Source organism: Bacillus sp. LK2 (assembly GCF_001043575.1).
Taxonomy (GTDB): Bacteria; Bacillota; Bacilli; order Bacillales; family Bacillaceae_G; genus Bacillus_A; species Bacillus_A paramycoides.
Genome location: NZ_LDUK01000006.1, coordinates 208,048 through 226,737 on the forward strand (window position 1 = coordinate 208,048; position 18,690 = coordinate 226,737).

Annotated in this window: 11 protein-coding genes; 4 read left to right on the forward strand and 7 right to left on the reverse strand. The window is 33.4% G+C overall.

The window, feature by feature from the left end; translation table 11 throughout:
- Window positions 1-39: 39 nt before the first annotated feature.
- The gene (locus VK90_RS07170; RefSeq protein WP_048371576.1) at window positions 40-1,890 is read right to left on the reverse strand and encodes a S8 family peptidase; all 1,851 of its coding nucleotides are present in this window, start codon (window positions 1,888-1,890) and stop codon (window positions 40-42) included.
- A gap of 304 nt (window positions 1,891-2,194) precedes the next feature.
- On the opposite strand from VK90_RS07170, the gene VK90_RS07175 reads away from it, so the two are divergent.
- The 3 genes from VK90_RS07175 (at window position 2,195) to VK90_RS07185 (ending at window position 7,096) form a co-directional block, all read left to right on the forward strand.
- Complete coding sequence (locus VK90_RS07175; protein WP_048371579.1) at window positions 2,195-2,992, forward strand: cell wall hydrolase; 798 nt, start codon at window positions 2,195-2,197, stop codon at window positions 2,990-2,992.
- Between the two features lie 297 nt (window positions 2,993-3,289).
- Complete coding sequence (locus VK90_RS07180; protein ID WP_048371581.1) at window positions 3,290-4,627, forward strand: NAD(P)-binding protein; 1,338 nt, start codon at window positions 3,290-3,292, stop codon at window positions 4,625-4,627.
- 549 nt (window positions 4,628-5,176) lie between these two features.
- The gene (locus VK90_RS07185; protein WP_048371583.1) at window positions 5,177-7,096 is read left to right on the forward strand and encodes an LTA synthase family protein; all 1,920 of its coding nucleotides are present in this window, start codon (window positions 5,177-5,179) and stop codon (window positions 7,094-7,096) included.
- A gap of 164 nt (window positions 7,097-7,260) precedes the next feature.
- Here VK90_RS07185 and VK90_RS07190 read toward each other — a convergent pair whose 3' ends face one another.
- Window positions 7,261-10,044 carry a dynamin family protein gene (locus tag VK90_RS07190; protein WP_048371585.1) on the reverse strand — a complete coding sequence of 928 codons (2,784 nt, stop codon included), beginning with the start codon at window positions 10,042-10,044 and terminating at the stop codon, window positions 7,261-7,263.
- A gap of 582 nt (window positions 10,045-10,626) precedes the next feature.
- Between VK90_RS07190 and VK90_RS07195 the strand changes: the two genes are divergently transcribed.
- Complete coding sequence (locus VK90_RS07195) at window positions 10,627-10,809, forward strand: hypothetical protein (protein ID WP_048371587.1); 183 nt, start codon at window positions 10,627-10,629, stop codon at window positions 10,807-10,809.
- Window positions 10,810-11,134: 325 nt separating this feature from the next.
- Here the strand turns inward: VK90_RS07195 and mutL are convergent, their stop codons facing one another.
- The 5 genes from mutL to miaB form a co-directional block, all read right to left on the reverse strand.
- Window positions 11,135-13,078 carry a DNA mismatch repair endonuclease MutL gene (gene mutL / locus VK90_RS07200; RefSeq protein WP_048371590.1) on the reverse strand — a complete coding sequence of 648 codons (1,944 nt, stop codon included), beginning with the start codon at window positions 13,076-13,078 and terminating at the stop codon, window positions 11,135-11,137.
- 8 nt (window positions 13,079-13,086) lie between these two features.
- On the reverse strand, window positions 13,087-15,759 hold the full coding sequence (gene mutS, locus VK90_RS07205) for a DNA mismatch repair protein MutS (RefSeq protein ID WP_048371592.1): 2,673 nt from the start codon (window positions 15,757-15,759) through the stop codon (window positions 13,087-13,089).
- A 180-nt stretch (window positions 15,760-15,939) separates the two neighbouring features.
- Window positions 15,940-16,482, reverse strand: a complete 543-nt coding sequence (gene cotE, locus VK90_RS07210) for an outer spore coat protein CotE (RefSeq protein WP_002173051.1) — start codon at window positions 16,480-16,482, stop codon at window positions 15,940-15,942.
- A gap of 125 nt (window positions 16,483-16,607) precedes the next feature.
- A complete protein-coding gene (locus VK90_RS07215; RefSeq protein ID WP_002033698.1) occupies window positions 16,608-17,039 on the reverse strand; it encodes a RicAFT regulatory complex protein RicA family protein in 432 nt (143 codons plus the stop codon).
- A 3-nt stretch (window positions 17,040-17,042) separates the two neighbouring features.
- A complete protein-coding gene (miaB, locus tag VK90_RS07220; protein WP_048371595.1) occupies window positions 17,043-18,572 on the reverse strand; it encodes a tRNA (N6-isopentenyl adenosine(37)-C2)-methylthiotransferase MiaB in 1,530 nt (509 codons plus the stop codon).
- Window positions 18,573-18,690: the final 118 nt, after the last annotated feature.

The window sequence follows — 18,690 nt, forward strand, 5'->3', positions numbered from 1 at the left end:
AGAAAAATTTAAAGGAACTTCAGCAGAAGTTCCTTTTGTTTATTTTATGTTCAATACATACGAACCATCTTTATTCTCGTACTTATAGACATATAAATAATATTTACCTGGCTTTGCATTATAGGTTCCTTTAACTACATTCCCTTCATTTTCACCATATGCTACATAGTTATTTAAATCTGATTCATGATGAAGTACCCATGTCATTCCAATATTTTGTTCATTTAGTAGAGAAATATTAATATTTTCTAGTGAGTCAATTTGAAAAGTAAATACATCTACGTTATCACTATTATGTAGTGTTCCTTTCATTGGTGTATTAAAGTTAACTTTATTTGCCTGTCTAGGTTCATTATTTGGTTCATTTTCTGTTACTTGTAACTCATTCCCACCGTTCGGTTCTCTTCGTTCATACCCTAAGTTTACTAGTATAGACTTCAAATCTGGTAAAACACCAATTTTATCTGAATATGGATTTTTAGATTTCGTTCCAGTGTTATGGTTACTTAATATCGTTCTTAGTTCACTTGGTCTATATGGTTGTCCTAAATGTTCTTTAGCAATACTTTGTACTAAAGTCGCTGCTCCGGCAATAATAGGCGAAGCACTCGACGTGCCACTAAAGCTGGATGTATAAAGATTTACAGCACTTCTGCTTTGCTCAGCTGTAGTTGTATCTACATTTTCTCCCCAGCCGTACACATCAATACGGCTTCCATAATTCGAAAACCACATACGTTCATGAGGGAAAGATGAAGAGCCCGCTCCTACTATAATTGCACCCGAATCTTTAAAATCTTTACTATTACGATTTAAAACCTGTTTACCATTTCTATCTTTAAATTGATCTAAATCATTCCAACCATTTGCTCCAGCCTCTATAATTACAACACCCTTATCTGTACCAGCACGAATTGCATCAAAGATATCTGGTTGTACTTCAACAGGTAAATATTTATCACCATATCCATCAAAGGATGCTTGTGCCTCTAATAATAAAACATCCCCAGCTTCTAAATGATTTACAGCACTTAGTATTGCATCAGCTGTATTATACTGTCCATTATCTCTTATTTGAGAAATTACTTTTGCTTTAGCTTTTGTCGCAATACCAATATTCCCCACTTCATTATCTTCAGATGAAACAATTCCTAATACAGACGTCCCATGACCGACATGCTGATCTATATTCCTTCCAGACATCAATTCAATATTTTGATGTACTAAATCCTCATGATTTAATAGCCATCCATATTCCATATCAACAAAGGTTATCCCATTTCCATTACCACCTTGAACTCCCCAAGCGAAAGGCGCATTAATACCGTATGGTGCTGATTCAAGATAACCTTGTTTTTTAAATCTAGGATTACTATTAGGAGTAAGAGATACACCTGATGGTTGCACTTCAGGCGGCGTTATTTTTTCTTGTTTCTTAATATACACATCTTCTATTAAAGAAGATGCTTTTAACTTATCTACTAGTGCTTCTTCATGCTCACCATTTTGAGTTTGAAGAATATAGTAGTTTAATAGGCTTGTAGATACATTATTAGGTGCTTTCACTTCAAGGTCTTGTATTTCTTCTGGACTTACAGATGTGAATAAACGAGTAAATGTTAAATCTGGATATTCTGCCAAAAGATCTTCTAGTACTTTATCACTCTTTTGAGCTTGTATCTGTTTTTCAATACCATCTTCATATGGTAATTTCAAATCCGCTTTGAATTTCACAATGATTTGCTTATCTTTTTCTCTTTCAACCTCTGATTTACTATGTTGTTCTATAGAATCATCAGAATCAGCCTTTATAATATTGAAACCCCCTCCTATTCCTATAAATGTTGAAATTATTACAGCTGGAACAAATACTCTTTTAAAAAGTTTCATTATATCACTCCTCCATTTGATAACGATTAAACAATATATTAAATTATATAAATTCCAAATCCAAATCATATTAAGGTACCTTTCTACTAGATAAATTATAGTAATCAACAACATGAACTTCAATGTGTTTTCATATGCAATATTTCATATTCGGGCCCTAAATTACATAAATAAAAAACTTATAATGATTATTTATTTTATATGCGCTAATATACTTACATTAGAATATTAAATATACACCATATATCTTCTGAACCACATTACTCAACTGCTATAAATTAATTATTTATTAGGAGGATTTACAATGAAATTATTAAAAATAAAACATATAATTCCTTTATCTGCAGCAGCAATTACATTCGTATGTAATCAAAGCATAGCCGATGCTTCTACTATTCATACAGTAAAAAAGAATGATACACTTTGGAACATTAGTAAACAATATGGCGTTTCAATACAATCCATTAAACAAGCGAATAATAAAGTAAACGATCAAACTTTCATTGGCGAACAATTACATATTCCGGGATCCATGAAATCAAATGAGGTCACTGTTCATCAAAACGCCAAACCTGCGAACATTTCTGGACAAATTATTTATCAAGTACAGCCAGGAGATTCATTTGAAACTATAGCAAAGCGTTATAATGTAACCGTTCAATCTATAAAACAAATCAACAACACAATCGGAAACAAGCTTTATACAGGACAACATTTAAAAATTAATTCAAGTATTTCGGAAAAAGAAAAGGACTTAATGGCACGCTTAGTCACTGCAGAAGCAGGTGGCGAATCCTATAAAGGAAAAGTAGCAGTAGCGAAAGTGATCTTGAATCGTGTAAATGCAAAAGGATTTCCAAATACAATTACAGGGGTTATTTATGAACCTATTAAACACGGATATGCATTCACTCCTGTTACAGATGGAAGAATTAATCAACCTGCAAGCGCAGAAGCCAAAATGGCTGTAGAAGAGGCTATCTCTACAAACGGAACAAATTCTGATTGGCTTTATTTCTATAATCCAAAAACTTCAACAAGCAAATGGATTACTACACGACAAACAGTAGCAGTAATCGGTAACCATGTCTTTGCTAAATAAAAATACGTAATAAAACTATAATTAATTTCAAATTATTAACAGACCTCTTTACTTAAAAGGTCTGTTCTTTTTTATTTTAATATCTAAGCTTTTATTAACTATATGATAAAATGATTGTTTAAAACTATCTCTCTTTTCAAATAAAAAACTGTTGTATCTAATTCACCATTCAGAGTAATTGAGTGAGCAAAAAATCCACAACTATAACTTTATTAATACAAGCTATTTCTTAACTTTGTAAAATTGTTATACACTAGGAAAATAGCATACAAACTATTCGTTGGCAGGTGAAAAAATATGTATGATGTTACAATTATCGGCGCTGGAGTGAGTAGCACTTTTACGGCTTATGTATTAGCTAAAAGTAACAAAAGAGTTTTAATTCTTGATAAAGGAAAACCGCTAGAACATCGGAATTGTCCTTTAGACCAAGGGAAAACGTGTAACTGTAATACATGTGATAAATATTTCGGTTTTGGTGGCTTAGGAAAATCTGAAGGGAAATTTAATTATACAAATGGATTTGGAGGAGAACTTGAGCAAAAAGTAGGTAAAGAAGGTTTTATGCAACTACTGGCTGAAGTAGATGAAATTCTATGTCAGTTTGGCGGAAATTCAGTTTCAAAATATTCTACAGAAAATCTAAATCTCACTAAGAGAGCTGAAGCGTGTGGTTTACAAATGCTAACAACAGAAGTAAGGCACCTAGGTACTACACTTTCAAGTAACATTTTTCAGCAACTCTATGAATTTTTACGTAACAAAATAGATATCCGATTTCATATAGATGTACAACATATCGTTAAGCAGAAAGACCATTTTAAAATATATACAAATCAAGAAACTGTCTATTCTAAGAAATTAGTATTTGCAACTGGGCGTTCTGGGACGGATTGGTTAAAAGAAATGTGCTCTTCCCTTGAAATTGCACAGGAGCAAACCCGTGTAGATTTAGGTATTAGAGTAGAGATGAAAGAAAACCAATTACGTTCTATATTAAAAGATACGTTTGAAACAAAACTTTCTTATCAACATGATCATTTCACAGCAACTACTTACTGTATGAATCCAAAAGGACGCATTATTCGGAAGTATGAGGAAGGTTTAGTTATGCCTGACGGTCAAAATTTTCGAGAGCAAGGAACTGGCACTCCTAATTTAAATTTCACTTTATTTATTCCGCGCTATTTTCCAACTCTCAAAGAAGCGAATGTATATGCAAATTCAATTATTAAAGGCATTAACCAAGGACGAGATCGAATTGTTATTCAGCGCTTAGAGGACTTAATAAAGAAACGGCCTACTGCGGAAAAAGATATGAAACATAATCGTATACACCCTACACTACACGGAGATTATGGAGATTTGAATAAAGAAATTCCTCCATTATATATTGACGGACTCAAAGAATTTTTATTACGCTTAGAACACTTTACCCAAGAACCTATCGATCAAGATACTTTACTATATGGAATTGATGGAAAGTTCTATGCTCCTACAATAAAAATCAATAACCATTTTGAAACAAGTATAAATGGGTTATTTTTAATTGGAGATTGTTCAGGCGTCACTCATTCATTATCTCAAGCAGCTGCAAGTGGTCTGTATGTTGGAAAATATTTATCAGGTATTTAGACCCTTTAATTAAGATGCCAGTCAAAATGTTTTAAGTTTCACCAACACTTTACTTATCTAATAATAGCTTTAACGAAATTATTATCCCTCCCCGCTAATGATTATCCCACAAAGAATCAGGATTTTACGGGATATATTAAAAACACATGAAAAACTACATTCTATGTAGAATGTAGTTTTCTACTAATTAATATAATTGTTTACTCTTAAAAAACTTTTTGAAAATTCTAACTAATATAATGTCAATAGTTTAAAAAGCGTCTATTCATTTTCACTTTCATTTGTTCGATATTTTGTAACATCATCATAGTGTTTAATATGTTAGGATGTCTATAAGTCGATTTCACTACAACTATGACTTTTTCTGCTCCGTTTCTAAAAAAATTAGATTTATGTTACTTCGCTTTAAAATTCCCCATTGTATGTATATGAATACTTCAAATTATTACCTTTAGAAAAACATAATCTAAATGGTTCATTACACTCTAATAGTTATGAAAATATAATATATAACATTAGTTAAATAAATCATATAAAGAAGGTGTAAAAATGAAGAATAAAATAAATTTACAAATGCAAAATATAAGCTTTGTTATAATAATTGCTTTAGCAGTATGGTTAAAAGCATATCTTATTACGCGATTCAGTTTTGATTTAAAAATTGAGTCTTCTACACAAGAGCTTATTTTGTTTATTAGCCCTCTAGCTGCATCCTTAGCTTTTGTCGGATTAGCATTATTTGCAAATGGTGAAAAGCGAAATTATATAGCGCTATGTATTAATTTTTTATTAACAATCGTACTTGTTGGGAATGTAATGTTCTATGATTTTTATAGTGATTTCGTTACGTTACCAGTACTTGGACAAACATCAAACTTTACACAATTAGGCGGTAGTATTAAAGAAATATTTAACTACAAAATTATACTCGCATTCGTAGACATTATTTTCTTCTTTATTTTGTTAAAGAAGAAATCAATAGTCTTTAAAACAGGACGTGTAACTCATTCTGCACGCTTGTTATATTTTCTTTTAACGATTGCTGTATTTTTTGCGAATCTACATCTTGCAGAAAAAGAGCGACCTGAATTATTAACGAGATCCTTCGACCGAGTAATGCTTGTTAAAAATTTAGGACTATATACTCATCAAGTATATGATTTAACACTGCAAGTAAAAGCAGGATCACAAAAGGCACTTGCTGATAGTAGTAAATTACAAGAAACAGAAAACTACGTAAAAGCAAACCAAAGTGAGCCGAACCCTACTATGTTTGGCTCAGCAAAAGGAAAAAACGTAATTGTCGTCACCCTTGAATCCTTGCAAACTTTTTTAATAGGTGCATCCGTCAATGGTCAAGAAGTTACACCGTTCTTGAATGAATTCATAAATGAAAGCTATTACTTTGATAACTTTTTCCACCAAACTGGTCAAGGAAAAACATCAGATTCTGAATTTCTAATAGATACATCGTTGTATCCATTAAATCGAGGAGCTGTATTCTTTACACACGGTAACAATGACTATACTGCGACTCCAGAAATTTTACGTCAACAAGGTTATTTCACTACCGTATTTCATGCGAATAACGCAACATTTTGGAATCGTAATATCATGTACTCTGCTCTTGGTTATGATCGTTACTATAATGAACTTGATTACAAAATTACGCCAGAAACAAATTTAAATTGGGGATTAAAAGATATCGAATACTTTGATCAATCAGTAGACATCTTAAAAACGATTGATCAACCATTTTATGCTCGTTTCCTTACTTTAACAAACCATTATCCATTTACGTATGATGAAGATACAAAATTCATTGAACCATATAACTCTGGTAATGGCGTATTTGATCGTTATATCGTAACAGCTCGTTACTTAGACGAATCAATTAAAAACTTTATTGAGCGTTTAAAAGCTGAGGGGCTTTATGATGATTCTATTATTGTGTTATACGGCGATCATTATGGCATTTCCGAAAAACATAATCGCGCAATGGCGCAGTTTTTAGAAAAAAATCAAATAACAGAATTTGATACTTTAAATTTACAACGTACACCTTTATATATTCATGTCCCTGGACAAAAAGAAGGTCAAACCATTTCAAAGCCTACAGGACAAATCGATATGAAACCTACTATTCTAAATTTATTAGGGGTTGATACTACTAACGATATCCGTTTTGGCCATGATATGTTTTCAGATGAATATACCGGATTTGTTGTTTTCCGTGATGGTAGCTTCGTTACTGACAAGTATGCATATACAAATCATACTTTTTATAATCGAGAAACAGGTGAGATTGTAGATTTACCCAAAAAAGAAGCTCAAGAAATGATTAACCGTGCACAAAATGAATTACGAATGTCTGACAAAATTATTGAAGGCGATTTATTACGTTTCTCAGAAAGTAATAAAATTAAAACTGGAGAAGTAAAAACTAAAATTAAAGAAACTGAAAAATAATCTATATATGCGAAGGGAGCAACTAATTACGGTTGCTCCCTTTTTACTCTCTTATAACATATGATGCAATTTAATATAAAAAAAGACCTGACATATTATACGGATGTAAGCAAAAAACAACTCCAAAATCCACTTTTATTGTGTATTTTGGAGTTGTTTTACGTTTATTCTATAGTTGTTTCTAAAGTTAAATCTGTATAGGCATTATCCTCACCTATATTTAAGATTACTTCACATTGACGTAGTCTCAATTCAAAGAGCGTTATAGAATCATGATAAACTTCAGGATTTGATTTCATTTTATGTAATATCTCTTGTTTTTCTTGTATTTCTAAATGAGTATTTTCTACAGCTTGTTTCAAAGAGTTAAATGGATTCCTAAAGAACATATTAATATCCCGCTCTTGTGTGTTTTCAAACAGCTCAAATTGCAAGAAAAATTTCTTCATAATAGACGCCGTTACCTCGGTATAATCTTCATTTTCTAAATATTGTTTGTATTTGTTATATAGCATAGCTCTATTCTTTGGAAGAACCCCAAATAATTTACCGGCACTTTTCAGTAAAAATTGTGCTGGCGTAAATCGGCGTAAAATATTTACTTCTTCCATTTGTATTCTAGTCGTCATTCTATCAGTATCTCTGCGCCAGTCATCAAGCACTTTAAAGTCACATTCTAACTGTATTCGATTTTCTCCAAATAAAGAATTAAGTCCTTCACTGAGTTCTTCTAAGTGCGATTGACTTTGAAGGAGCTCATTATTAGAAGTTTCAATCCAATTTTGCATAGAACGAGCAAAATTAGGTAATACAGTTTGTTCTAAATATTTGTGTACTCTTTTGTTCATCGCTGTATTTAGTTCAATATCAATGTGCCCGAAATCGCTTTCTTCACTAATTAAATCAGAACAACTCTGCAATAGCTTCGGAATACGTTCAGTAAGATCATTAGTAATTTCAGTTTTCATTGCACGATATGATTCTGTAATTAAATGAATTTTTTCCTTCTCAAAAGCAGTAAGGTTATTAATACAACCATTTAGTTTAACTAACATATCTTCATTCCAATTAATAACATCCACTAGATTGTTTTCCTTCTCAACTCGTTTATCCAAAAGATATGTAATTGTTTTTCGAATGAAAAACAATAGCTTTTCAGTACGTTCTGCATCGATATTTTTATAGTTAAAGTTAAAACGAATAAACTCAGTTAAATCATTTAGTTGTTGACTACTTGTATATAACGAAGAGTAAGGGAAAAGTCTCGCATGCGGGAAATATGCGTTTATTCTCGCTTGCGTATCATGTAATACTCTTTTTATTTCTGCTTCACTGTAAATGTTATCTATTTTATTTAATAAGAAATGAATTTGTAGATTTGGTGTATGTTCTTGAATGCTTAACAGAATGTCACGTTCTTTATCAGTAAAAGGTGAATCCGCATTCAATACGAACAATAATTCGTCTACAGAATTTAGATATTCAAATATCTCATCTCTAGTGTCGTTATTCCTATTAAAGCCAGGTGTAACTACGAATGTAAGTTTATTTTTGCTTAAAAATCTGCATGGTAATTTAAATTCAACACATGCTCTATCTCTATATGTTTGATGGTGTAGAGACATCATATTATGGTAATCAGAGAAATTCTCAGTTGTCGTAATGGCTGCATCTGTTATAGCGTTAATTTCTGTATGAGCATCATTTTTTAAAACCACTACATTCGAGATTGAGTTTTCTAATATATTTTCTCCTAATATGGAGTTAATAAATGCAGTTTTTCCGTTTCCTGACGTTCCCGTTACTAAAATACGATTTGTTCTTAAATCTGCAAGCTCGCCAACTAACCATCTAAATCGGTGACCCATTTCTATTTCATGCTTTTGTGCCCACTGTGTAATAGATTCAAAAAGATGTAAACTATACTCTAAGCCATCCACATGATTAATAGAATATAACAGTAGGTTTTCCGCATGTTTTATATTTGCTGAATCTATTTTGGAAGGGAAAATCTCATCCCATGCCAATACAGCTGCTGATGGAAATACAGCATGAGACGGATTGACTACCTTTAACCAATTTGTTAACAGATTTGGAATGATATCATGTAATTGTCTAAGCATGTATTGACCTTGAATTAATTCAAAGTACGTTTCTTCGTAAAGAGAAGAAATTTTGTCCCATATATCGGACGAATGTATTTCGATATGTAAGAAAAACTCATTTATTGTGTTAAGCCATAATAAGTAATTTTGTTCATTTTTATAACTGTTCCAAAGTGCTGAAACAATTTGCGTAAATTGCACCTGATCTACATTATTTAATGTAACTAATACTTCATAAAAATAATCTGGTGAAATATTTTTAGTAAATCCTTTATCGATATATCCTTTTAGAACCTCAAACCACGGATAAGATTCTGTTCGAATTAACTCATTCACAGCAAGCTCTACTGCACTATCAAAATCTTGTTGTTCCTCATAAAAGGAACGGGCAATTATTGTGACGTTTGGATAATCGGGATTTAAAGAAACTGCTTCTTTAATAACAGTGAAAGCTGAATCAAAGTTATTTTGCTCGATGTAAAGAGAAAGTAATTGCAGTCCAATTTCGGTCATCAATATTTTGTTATCAGTAGTAATGGAAGTATAAACATCTTCTGCAACTGATAATCGGTTAAGTTCGAAGTAAGCATCCGCAATATTTTTTTGTGCCCATGGTGCTAGTTCATTACTAACTTTCTCCCATTTAAAAATAGCTGCTTCAAAATCTTGATGGTGATAATAAAATTCACCCTGTGCAAAACGAATATAAGACCCATCGGAAATCTCATCTTTTTCTTCGTTTAAATAAGATTCTCCAAGTACTTGAAGAGGTGGTTGTGTTTCATTCTCCATTAGGAATGTTTCATAATACATCTTTTTTATTAATTGTTTTTCTAATCTCATCTTTTCCCCCACTATATCTTGAAAATACGTTTTTCTCCAAATGTCAATACTTTTTTGTATGTATGCTTTTTATCTTAACAAAGAATTTCTTTTGAAAAATTTCATTTTCCTTTCATTTTTCAAGTAAGATTGAATTTTTATGAGAAAAGTTTCAGTTCTTTTTCAATTCCCTTTCAGTTATGAAACAACATTAAATGTTCCTAATAACCTAATAACAATATAATATTTCACATTATATTATCAGGAAAACCCCATATAAATTACATTATAAAAACAATCTATAACGAATATATATGCAATGTTTACTTCGCTGACAAATAAAAAAACTCGCATAATGATTATTAGATGAACCTATATGCCACGTCTCTTCAAAATTTCAAATACATCACGATAACTTAAAAACAACAATAGTAGTCAACTGCTATTCATACAATATCTTTCTCGAATTGTTTTCCTTTAAAATATTTCATTAGTTATGTTATTAAATTCCATTAACCTATATAAATAACTAGTCCAAAAAAATATATATGCATATCATGTTATAGTAAAGAATTTAGGAAACCCTAAAAAGGAGGCATTTTCATGCTTGAAGATAAATCTAAAATAAATTACCCATATGAATTTACCGAAACTACAACAATCCCTCTAAAAAACCCCATTGATAAAAAATTCAAAAATGGCACAGGTACACATACTTTCCCAATTAAAAAGCATTACAAAGAGCAAGTTCTATACACTGAAAAAATTAATAATAAAAATAAATAATCGTATAGATCCTTATAATAATTAACCAAATAAGAATCAATATTTGGCCATGCATAGTTACGTTTTTAGCAATGTATAAATCTTTATTATACAATTCACGTACCTTTTAAAAAGTGCTGGTATACAGCGCTTTTTTATACATAGATAAATTAAGGCCGCACTAGCCAAGAAATGAATTACTTATAACATGAAGTATGGTGAGCTTAAATTTAAATAAACAGCAATAATACTCCATCCCATTCTCATTTAACAATTACAAGTGTACATAGTAAGAGGGGAGCAACATTAATATGTTGCTCCCCTCTTACATCTAATTTTATTAACCCTACATAACCCTCTTAAACATCTTCTCCAATTCATAAGTAGAATGATGCACAAGAATCGGTCTTCCATGCGGACATGTGTATGGGTTCGTCGTCGTACGAAGTTCTTCGAGTAAAGCGAATATTTGATCGTTCGTTAAATATTGATTTGCTTTAATGGAAGCTTTACAGCTCATCATGATAGCTGCTTCTTCGCGTAGTTTTTTTATGTCTACTTTTTTTAGCTTGACGACTTGTTCCATCATTTCATCGATGATTTCTGTTTCTTGTCCTTTCGGGAACCACGTTGGGTGCGAGCGGACTATAAAGGATTGATGGCCGAATTGCTCTAGAAATAGTCCGACTTTTTTTAGTTCTTCTAACTGTTCTTCAACACGTAAAAATTCGGTAAGAGATAAATCGATGCGATACGGTACAAGTAATTCTTGCACTTCTTGCGTAACTCGTCCCACTTTATCACGGAAATATTCATAATTAATGCGCTCTTGTGCTGCATGCTGATCAATCATATATAATCCTTTATCATTTTGAGCGAATATATAGGTTCCGTGCATTTGTCCAATTGGATAAAGTGGCGGTAAATCATTACCATTCATTTCAATCTCTTCTACTTCTCGAACTTCTTCTTCCAATTCCTCTAATTCAAAGTTCTCTTCATTGCTAGTCCATTCTTTTTCCTCTTGAACCGTTTCTTCTACTACTGGTTTAGAGGATGGTTGCCAACTTTCTTCTTCTCTTACAAGCGACTGTGGTGGTTGCCATTCTTGTTTCGGCGGTTGCCAAAGTTGTGCTGGTTGTTTCACAGTCGTTGTTTCTTCTTGTTTTTCATCCATTCCAGTCGGTAAAACAATATTTGGCATTGTTGGTTCTTTCGGCTTTGTATGCTCAAACTTGAACTGCCCTTGTACACTTTCATCTTTTTCTTTTTTCTTCGTTGTTACACCTGCATCTGGAATGAGCTGTATTTTTTTGAATGCAGCTTGCAGTGTTTCTTCGATAAGCTTTAGCAATTCTTGTTCTTTACTAAAACGAACTTCTAATTTCGCTGGATGTACGTTAACATCAACTAGCATTGGATCCATTTCAATCGATAAGAAACCGATTGGATATCGTCCAACTGGCAGTAATGTATGGTACCCTTGCTGAATGGCTTTCATTAATACGAAATTTCGAACGTAACGGCCATTTACAATCGTTGACATATAGTTACGAGACGCTCGCGTTACTTCTGGCAATGTTACATACCCTTTAATTGTGAAATCTAAAGATTCAGCTTCAATTGGAATAAGCTTCTTCGCAACTTGAATGCTATAAATCGCTGCAAGTACTTGTCTTACATCACCGTTCCCTGATGTATGAAGCAATTTCTTTGCATTATGAAACAGCTTTAACGATACTTCAGGATGCGACATCGCAATACGATACACAATATCTGTAATATTCCCAAGCTCTGTATGAATAGTTTTCATATATTTAAGACGCGCTGGTGTATTAAAGAATAAGTTTTGTACTGTAATATCTGTTCCTTTTCGGCTTGCCGTTTTCTCTTGTTTTATAATGTCTCCACCTTTAATGATAAGGTGTGTACCAGGCGCATCACCTGTGCTTGTGATTAATTCTAATTCACTTACAGAGGCAATACTCGGCAGGGCCTCCCCGCGGAAACCCAGCGTTCTTATACGAAACAGATCATTTTCATCTTTAATTTTGCTCGTCGCGTGGCGTTCAAATGCAACGATACAATCTTCTTCTGCAATGCCATCCCCATTATCAATGATGCGAATTTTCGATAACCCAGCTTCTTCTAAGTGGATTTCAATAGATGTACTATTCGCATCGATGGAATTTTCCACGAGTTCTTTTACAACTGAGGCAGGGCGCTCTACTACTTCCCCTGCCGCAATTAAATTAGAGAGTTGATCATCGAGTTTGCGAATTTTCCCCATCTACTTACTCATCCTTTCTTTAACTTTTTCTGTAAACGATACAGTTCATTCATCGCTTCTAAAGGCGTCATATCAAGTAAATCAATCTTTTTAATTTGTGCAAGTACTGCCGTTTCTTTTTGATCTAGCACAGGCTTGTCTTGTTTTTTCGAAGATTGTTCTCCTCCAAAGAAAGATAGTTGTGACTCTTCTTCAGTCTCTTCTTTCTTTTCTTGTATTTCTGCTGGTTCTTCTTCTACAACTACTGGTTCTGAGGCAACTTCTTGTACCTTCACTTCTACTCGTTTCGGAATAATAATTTCTTCCTGTCCTTCTAGCTGTGCTAACACTTCTTTCGCACGAGCAATTAAGCTATCTGGAAGCTCAGCAAGTTGAGCAACGTGAATTCCGTAACTTTTATCAGCCGCTCCATCTTGAATTTTATGAAGGAAAACTACTTTTCCATTCTCTTCAATAGCTGAAACGTGTACGTTTTTTAGTTGGTCTAAACTTTCTTCTAACACTGTTAATTCATGATAATGTGTAGAGAATAATGTTTTCGCACCAATTTGGTCATGAATATGTTCAATAATTGCTTGTGCAAGTGCCATACCATCATACGTAGATGTACCGCGTCCAATTTCATCGAATAAAATTAAACTTCTTTCTGATGCGTTTGCAATTGCATTTTTCGCTTCTAACATTTCGACCATAAATGTACTTTGACCCGAGATTAAATCATCCGCTGCACCAATTCTCGTAAAGATTTGATCGAAGACAGGTAATACTGCTTCTGTCGCTGGTACGAAACAACCGATTTGCGACATAACAGTTACTAGTGCTAATTGTCTCATATACGTACTTTTACCAGACATGTTCGGTCCTGTAATTAAAAAGACATCCATCTTCTCCGGCATAATACAATCATTTGGTACATACAATTTCCCGTTCAATACTTTTTCAACGACAGGATGACGACCATCTTTAATAAAGATTTCGCGCTTAGTTGTTAACACAGGTTTTACAAACTGCTCCTCTTCACTAACTGTCGCAAAACTTTGTAGTACGTCTAATTCACTAATGACTTTCGCTAAATGTTGTAATTTCGGAATGAATACTTTTACTTCTTCACGAAGTGCTGTAAATAAATCGTATTCTAATTGTACAATTTTTTCTTCTGCTTCTAAAATTAACGTTTCTTTTTCTTTCAGTTCATCTGTAATGAAACGCTCTGCATTTGCAAGTGTTTGTTTACGCTCATAGCGTCCTTCTGGAAGTGCTGCAAGATTCGCTTTCGTCACTTCAATGTAGTAGCCGAAAATACGGTTGTACCCGATTTTCAACGATTTAATCCCTGTAATATCACGCTCTCGTTTTTCAAGCTCAGCAATCCACGTTTTTCCATTTTTACTAACGTAGCGATATTGATCAAGCTTGTCATTATAACCATCTTTAATAATATCTCCATCTTTAATAGAAAGCGGTGGGTTTTCTTGAATACTTCTTCCTAGTAATTCAGTTAAGCTCTCACATGGATCCGCGCCTTGAATTAATCTTGATGCATAAGCATTATCTAACAGACTAATCGCTTCTAAAATAGCTGGTACTTGAAGTAAAGAGCGTCTTAACTGTAATAAGTCCCGTGCATTTACATTACCAAATGCAACTTTCCCTGCTAAACGTTCTAAATCATATACTTCTTTTAATTTTTCTTTTAAATCTTCACGTAAGAAGTAATCATTTACAAATGTTTCAACCATTTCTAAACGCTCTTCCACTTTTTCTTTTTGGATAAGTGGACGTTCCATCCACTGTTTTAACATACGTCCACCCATAGCCGTTTTTGTTTTATCTAATAGCCATAATAATGAGCCTGTCTTTTCCTTCGTACGAAGAGTCTCTGTTAGCTCTAAATTGCGTTTTGAATGCACGTCAATTTTCATAAATTGGTTCGTGTAATAAATTTCTACTGGCTGCAAATGATCTAGTGAGCGTTTTTGAGTTCTGATTACATAGTTAAATAAGCGTCCAATTGCTTTAATTAACTTTGCTTGTGAAACATTTTTCACAAGGTGTTCTAACCCTTCAGGAATAGTTGTTGCATCTTCATACGAAATCGTCATTTTTAATGTTTCAGTTAATTTATTTAATTCATCTTTTGAAAATGTAGAATCTACAACAATTTCTTTTGAACCAGTTGCATACACTTCTAATAAAATATCTTCTACTGAACCTGTTAATAACGTCACTGTATTTTGTCCAGTCGTTAAATCATTACAAGCTAGCGCATAAGATCCATCTTCAAAATGTGTTAATGCTGCTAAGAAGTTATTCTCTTTCTCGTCTATTGTACGCCCTTCCATCATCGTTCCTGGCGTAATTAATTGTACTACTTCACGACGTACTACACCTTTAGCTGTTTTTGGATCTTCCACTTGCTCACAAACTGCTACTTTATATCCTTTTTCAACAAGTTGTTCAATATAATTTTTAGCTGCATGATACGGTACACCGCACATCGGTATACGTTCACTACTACCACCATCTCGGCTCGTTAATGTAATTTCAAGTTCATGAGCTGCTTTAACCGCATCCTCAAAAAACATTTCATAAAAATCACCTAAGCGGAAAAATAAAAAGGCATCTTGATAGTCTGCCTTGACCTTTAAGTATTGCTGTATCATAGGGGTATATTGCGTCATGTCTTTCCTCCATAATTCTTACATAATAATCTATATTCATATATGTCACACTTCACGGACACCCATATCTCCTATTTTAGGAGTCTTTCCTCATTATAGCACATTTCATAAGGAATCATGTTCATTCAGCACCACTTATGTAATGTAAAAAGCTAGGAAGAATTTCTCCCTAGCTTTCTATTACTCTTCTTCTGCATCGACAATAAAGTTCGGATCTAATTCTTCAAACTCATCGTCATCAACTTGGAAATCCTCATCTGATTCTACGCAACCTTCAGGATTTACACTTACACAAATTTTCGTTTCCCCGACTACTTCTGTTACAAATTCACGTTCTACCGTCACAACAATTTTATTACCATTTGGTGATACAAGAGCTTCTAAACAATTTGGCGGCTGAATTACACGAGCGATAATTTCTAAATCGTCACCAGAGAAATTTTTATCACGATACCCAATGCTTACTTCATCAGTGTAGTTAACACGTTCTGTTACAACTTCAGTCTTTGTGTTTCCATCAAATGAATACCAAGTGTTCACATCATAGAAACCTTCAATTTCTACGTGCTTTCCATCCTTTCTCGCTTCGTACGAGTGGTTAATTACCCAGCACCCTAAAATACTTGTTGGCTCATTATTCGATTCACATGTATGCGTTGACTTTGTATACTTACGTCCTTTTCCAACCACTGCTTTTGTAATAATCTCTCTAAATTCGGACATTCGTAACCCTCCTCAATCACTATTCACTTAATCATATGCGTGACAATAGCGGAATGTGTCATTCTTTTTTTGAGAAGAATTTACGTTATAGCCCATTAAAAAAGAGATGTCAATAAGACATCTCTTTAACAACCACAATTTCCTTTTTTACTTTCAACTGCTGCACCAGTTTCACCCTTCAACACATCGCCGCCAGTTGAAACTAATATTTCATCTGTTACATTGTTAGAAATGGTACTAGCAACAAGCTGTAGTAAGTCATTTACATATGTTTGTGAAGATTTAAATTCCTGCACAACCGGGATATTATCTAACTTATCTTGAAGCGCATCAATTTCAGCTTCTACTTTTTTCAAAGCTTCCCATTTCCCATAATGTTGCAAGTTTACTGCTTGTTTTTGCAAAGCTTTAATTTCATCAATTGCTCGCTTTACATTTTCATTTTTATGAATTTGTGCTTCTGCTCGCTTAAAGAAATCAACTTCTTCTGTTTCAGAGATCATTTTCGCTAATTCTTTCGCTTGCTCAACAATTTCATCTTTCGTATATACTTTCATCTATTATTTCACCTCAATCGGCTCCTTAACCAATTCCCCGTTAAGTGACCAAGTTTTTGCTTCCGTTACTTTTACTTTCACAAGCTGACCAATTAAAGATTTTGAAGCAACAAAGTTTACAAGTTTATTCGTACGTGTATATCCCGCGAGTACTTCAGGGTTATTTTTACTTTCTCCATCAACTAATACTTCTACAATTTGCCCTATATGATGCTTATTCTTATTAATTGCATATTCATTTACTAATGTATTTAAGCGTTGCAATCGTTCTTTCTTCACTTCCATCGGCACATTATCTTGCATTTTTGCAGCCGGTGTACCTTCACGCGGGGAATAAATAAATGTAAATGCCGTATCAAATCCTACTTCACGATATAGCGACATCGTTTCTTCAAATTGCTCATCCGTTTCATTTGGGAAACCAACAATAATATCAGTCGTTAGTACTGCATTCGGAATCGTTTCTTTAATTTTTCGTACAAGCTCTAAATAGTGCTCCCGTGAATATTTACGCGCCATAATTTTAAGCATATCTGTACTACCAGATTGAACTGGTAAGTGAATATGTTCTACTAGGTTACCACCTTTTCCAAGAACATCAATTAAATGATCATCAAAATCGCGTGGATGGCTTGTTGTAAAACGAATACGCGCGATATCGACTTTACGAAGTTCATCCATTAAATCACCAAGACCATATTGTATATCTTCAAAGTCTTTACCGTATGCATTTACGTTTTGTCCAAGTAATGTAATCTCTTTATAACCGTTTGCAGCTAAATGGCGAATTTCTTGAATAATATCTTCCGGACGTCTACTGCGCTCTTTTCCGCGTGTATAAGGTACAATACAATATGTACAGAACTTATCACAGCCATACATAATATTTACCCAAGCTTTAATATCACCACGACGTACTTTCGGAAGGTTTTCAATTACATCCCCTTCTTTTGACCAAACTTCAACTACCGTCTCTTTTGAGAACATTGCGTCCTTTAAGATATACGGTAATCTATGAATATTATGTGTACCAAACACCATATCTACATGCTGATTTTTTTGCATAATTTTATTTACAACAGATTCCTCTTGAGACATACAACCACATACACCAATTAAAAGATCCGGATTTCTTCGCTTTAATGATTTTAAATGACCAAGTTCACCGAACACTTTATTTTCAGCATTTTCACGAATCGCACAAGTATTTAATAAAATTACATCTGCCTCTTCCGTTGAGAAGGTTGGCTCATATCCAAGTGTTGTAAAAATCCCAGCCATTACTTCTGTATCATGCTCATTCATTTGACAGCCATATGTACGAATGTAAAACTTTCTTCCTGCGCCAAAATTGCGGAACTCTTCAGGTAAGCCAAAATCTCGTTCAATTTTAACTTCTTCTTTCCCACGCTTTTTCGCATCTTTCAAGGAAGGTGGTTGGTATACACTTTCAAAGTATTTGCTATAATCTTTCTCTTCTTTTTTCGTAGAGGAATTTGCTTGTTGACTTGCTAATCGTTGTTGCTCGTTCATCGGTAATCTCCTTTCAACCTTAACTATACACACTCTGTAGTCCATTTTAATGCGCTTAGACCCATCTCAATAATGTTAGATAGCTTGAGAGATAACTTGTCCTTTGAAACTTGAGTAA

Excerpts from the sequence above, each read along its gene's own strand:
- VK90_RS07190 (WP_048371585.1), bottom strand. The coding sequence starts at position 10,044 with ATGAGATTAGAAAAACAATTAATAAAAAAGATGTATTATGAAACATTC.
- mutL (WP_048371590.1), bottom strand. The coding sequence starts at position 13,078 with ATGGGGAAAATTCGCAAACTCGATGATCAACTCTCTAATTTAATTGCG.
- VK90_RS07215 (WP_002033698.1), bottom strand. The coding sequence starts at position 17,039 with ATGAAAGTATATACGAAAGATGAAATTGTTGAGCAAGCGAAAGAATTA.
- VK90_RS07185 (WP_048371583.1), top strand. The coding sequence starts at position 5,177 with ATGAAGAATAAAATAAATTTACAAATGCAAAATATAAGCTTTGTTATA.
- VK90_RS07180 (WP_048371581.1), top strand. The coding sequence starts at position 3,290 with ATGTATGATGTTACAATTATCGGCGCTGGAGTGAGTAGCACTTTTACG.
- miaB (WP_048371595.1), bottom strand. The coding sequence starts at position 18,572 with ATGAACGAGCAACAACGATTAGCAAGTCAACAAGCAAATTCCTCTACG.
- VK90_RS07170 (WP_048371576.1), bottom strand. The coding sequence starts at position 1,890 with ATGAAACTTTTTAAAAGAGTATTTGTTCCAGCTGTAATAATTTCAACA.
- VK90_RS07175 (WP_048371579.1), top strand. The coding sequence starts at position 2,195 with ATGAAATTATTAAAAATAAAACATATAATTCCTTTATCTGCAGCAGCA.
- VK90_RS07195 (WP_048371587.1), top strand. The coding sequence starts at position 10,627 with ATGCTTGAAGATAAATCTAAAATAAATTACCCATATGAATTTACCGAA.
- mutS (WP_048371592.1), bottom strand. The coding sequence starts at position 15,759 with ATGACGCAATATACCCCTATGATACAGCAATACTTAAAGGTCAAGGCA.
- cotE (WP_002173051.1), bottom strand. The coding sequence starts at position 16,482 with ATGTCCGAATTTAGAGAGATTATTACAAAAGCAGTGGTTGGAAAAGGA.